The sequence below is a fragment of the Jannaschia faecimaris genome (assembly GCF_900107415.1).
In the GTDB taxonomy this organism is placed as follows: domain Bacteria; phylum Pseudomonadota; class Alphaproteobacteria; order Rhodobacterales; family Rhodobacteraceae; genus Jannaschia; species Jannaschia faecimaris.
This window is the reverse complement of sequence record NZ_FNPX01000043.1, coordinates 1-3083: the sequence shown is the minus strand read 5'-3', so window position 1 is coordinate 3083 and position 3083 is coordinate 1. Positions and strand designations below refer to the sequence as shown.

The 3083-nt window shown below is 49.8% G+C and carries 3 protein-coding genes and 1 pseudogene; 2 read left to right on the top strand and 2 right to left on the bottom strand.

Features of this window, described 5'->3' with window-relative positions; all coding sequences use genetic code 11:
• Positions 1–219 (top strand): hypothetical protein (locus BLV27_RS19630; protein ID WP_211605553.1); only part of this gene is annotated, 219 nt, incomplete at its 5' end.
• A gap of 456 nt (positions 220–675) precedes the next feature.
• Here BLV27_RS19630 and BLV27_RS18895 read toward each other — a convergent pair.
• Positions 676–1593, bottom strand: a complete 918-nt coding sequence (locus tag BLV27_RS18895; protein ID WP_170831538.1) for a LysR substrate-binding domain-containing protein — start codon at positions 1591–1593, stop codon at positions 676–678.
• A gap of 327 nt (positions 1594–1920) precedes the next feature.
• On the opposite strand from BLV27_RS18895, the gene BLV27_RS18890 reads away from it, so the two are divergent.
• Positions 1921–2955, top strand: a complete 1035-nt coding sequence (locus BLV27_RS18890) for a zinc-binding alcohol dehydrogenase family protein (RefSeq protein ID WP_092648021.1) — start codon at positions 1921–1923, stop codon at positions 2953–2955.
• 27 nt (positions 2956–2982) lie between these two features.
• Here BLV27_RS18890 and BLV27_RS19230 read toward each other — a convergent pair.
• Positions 2983–3083 (bottom strand): annotated as a pseudogene (locus BLV27_RS19230) (IS5/IS1182 family transposase); the annotation flags it as partial.

The following is a 3083-nucleotide window of genomic DNA, read 5'->3' as shown; positions in this document are numbered from 1 at the left end:
CGCCGTCGCCAGAAAGCTCGTCACAATCGCGAATGCGCTTTGCAGATCACGTCAAAAGTGGACCCGTCTGACCACCTGAGAAATACAGTTGCTAGGCAGGTTACTTTGAGTGGTCATACTTGCCAGCGCATCGTCGATCGTAGTGCCAGTGCAGTCGATGAAGAAAAATGTGGGCCCTTTGAGGCACAATACGGAACGGTGGCCGCAAGCGTTCTCTGACGTCGGCAGATTGTGTTGAGATCGGGCGCTACCCAGTCCAGCCCCCACGAACGTAGCGAGTTTTCAATAAAGCTCGTCGTATGTCAGAATGCCATGCCGAACTGATGCTTCTTGGTTCGGCGAGTCTGGATCGCCACATCGCTGAATGTCCGCGTTCGACCGTGCTTGCCCGGAGGTCCGGCATCCTGGATCAACTCGGGATCGCGTCAACCTAGCGGGATATCGCAGCGCAATACCCTGCCGGTCAGTTAATCGTCAGCGAACTGCGCCGCTTTAGCGTGTCATTATGGTAGGCAAATCTCCAGCCTTGTGTTGGGAGATGTTAGCTGGTTAATAGCCGTCAGGCTCCATACCAAATCTAGAATGCGAGCCCTTTACCCAATTTGTGTACCAACTTCGACCAGCAGAACTGTAAGCAGTTAGGAATCCCGAGTAACTTTAGGCCATAGCGGATTTTTATCTTATAATCCCGGCCGTTTCACGGGCTTGCTCATGGAGCCAATTTATGATTAATTTCAATGCAGCTCGTGGCGGATGATGCTTCTCAGGATAAACTAAAAAATATGGCCAATCGGAAATCTGTCTGCTTGAGAATGGCTGAATCAGAGCGCCTCTTGCGATCTCCTCGCCAATCAGAACGCTCCGACCGAGCATGAAACCTTCACCATTAACCGCCGCCTGAATTGTTAGGTTGCTGTCCGTAAAAACTTGACTTGATTCTAGGTTGCCAGATGGCCGGACGTTCTCCCGGTCCATCCATGTGCACCAATCCAGATTAGTCTTCTCCCTCCCAGGCGTATAATCCGCAAGAAGCGCCGTGTTTCCAATATCCTTCAAGGTAACAGCGTTCTTGCTCCAATAGTCAGGGCTACATGTGGGAGCCACATACTCATCAAATAGCTTTATGGAATGGCATCCAGGATACGAACCTGCTCCCGATCTTATAGCAAGTGTGAATTCTAGATGATTGAAATCAGTCTGTTCAAAGGAGGCATCCACCATCAATCGGTAACTCGGATGCGATGCGCGAAACTTAGGGAGTCGGTGTATAAGCCATTTAGATGCCAAAGACGGCAATATACTCAACTTGATTTCCTTATAATTTCCAATCCCACGCATCCGCGAAACGTCTTCTTCAAGCTTGTCAAATATTTTCTGCACTTGCTTCGAAAAGTGATGCCCATTCAGGCTTAAGTTAGTCTTGTTGGCAGATCTATCCAGAAGCCGGACACCCAACCAGCCTTCTAGATTGGAGATTTGCTGGCTGACGGCAGATGGACTTACACAAAGTTCCAAGGCTGCCTTGGACAGGCTTCCGTTTCGAGCGACAGCTTCAAAGACCCGAAGAGAATTCAGAGGTGGCAGCTTTCTCATCCCAAAATTTCCCAGACTAAAATGGCGACTATTGAGTTCACAATGAATCACGACAACAGCAGTAGCAGGACGAGCATAGCATCGCAAACCATACTGATGCTGACCTGCCGACATCGCTGACTCTAGGGTGCATCACGCGGAGATTTCTACAGAATCCCCGCAGCCCCCACAGGTTACTTTCTTGCCGACGGGTCAGACACTTTTGCCACCCACACAATTAGTATATCTAACCCTATAGTTACTATTTCAAGATGACGGATTTTTCCAACTTGCACTAAACATATATAAACGCCGCGATGGTTGCGGCCGCATACTGGAAAGCAAGTAATGAAAACTGTTGGTGTACTTGAGAGCTTCGCTACAAATAGCGCGGCTACCTTTTTTGATTTTGATCTGGTAACACCTGTTGCCACAGGCAAAGATCTACTTGTTCGCATTGACGGAATTTCCATCAATCCAGTAGATCTCAAGGAACGGCGTGACATTGTCGGCAAGTTAGACGAGCCGCTTGTCTTGGGCTGGGACGCCTGTGGCGAGGTTATATCCGTCGGCGATGACGTCCAAGCATTCAAGGTCGGCGATAAAGTCATGTACGCCGGTGAGATCACCCGCCCAGGTTGCTATGCTGAGTTTCAACTCGTCGACGAACGGATTGTCGGTCCAAAACCCTACAAACTGACGTCCGAGGAGGCCGCCTGCCTGCCGCTAACTTCGCTCGCAGCATGGGAGGCGTTGTTTGATCGTCTGGAGATTGGCCGCATCGCAGAGGAGAATACCGCGCTTCTGATAATTGGAGGTGCTGGGGGGCTTGGATCAATGGCCATTCAGTTCGCTCGTCAACTCTCCAAGTGCAAAGTCATTTCTACTGCATCACGCGAGAAGAGTAAAGATTGGTGCCTCAAGATGGGTGCCCATCACGTCATCGACCATTCGAAGAATATAAAGAGCCAATTGGTCGAACTAGGTCATGACACTGTTCCCCTCATTCTTAATCTTAGCGACAATATTCCGTATTGGGAAGTCATGGCTGACATAGTCTCCCCCGAAGGCGCAATCTGCTTGGTCGCCAGTACCAAAGCAAAACTGGATCTCGACCTGTTCATGGGGAAAAGTGTGCGCATTAATTATGAATTGATGTTCACCCGATCCATGTACTCAACGAATAAAATGTCAGTCCAGTCTGATATCCTGCGAAACGTCGCTGAAATGATCGATTCCGGGAGAATCATCCACACAAAGACTGAAAGCATGGGAAACATTTCAGCGGAAAACATCACAAAGGCTCATGCTCGTGTTGAGACAGGCCGGATGATTGGAAAAGTAACGCTGTCGGGTGGCTTTGTTGCACAAAACTCCTGCTGACCGGACTTCCCCTTTCCCTGGACACATTTATCCCACGGTTTTCGTGACGGGTAGGCCGAGCGCGGTATAGCCGTTCATGATGGCGATACGGACTTGGACCTCGGCGATCTGTCGGTCGAAGTCGCGTG

Coding starts and splice junctions, on each gene's coding strand:
- BLV27_RS18895 (WP_170831538.1), bottom strand. CDS start 1,593: ATGAGAAAGCTGCCACCTCTGAATTCTCTTCGGGTCTTTGAAGCTGTC.
- BLV27_RS18890 (WP_092648021.1), top strand. CDS start 1,921: ATGAAAACTGTTGGTGTACTTGAGAGCTTCGCTACAAATAGCGCGGCT.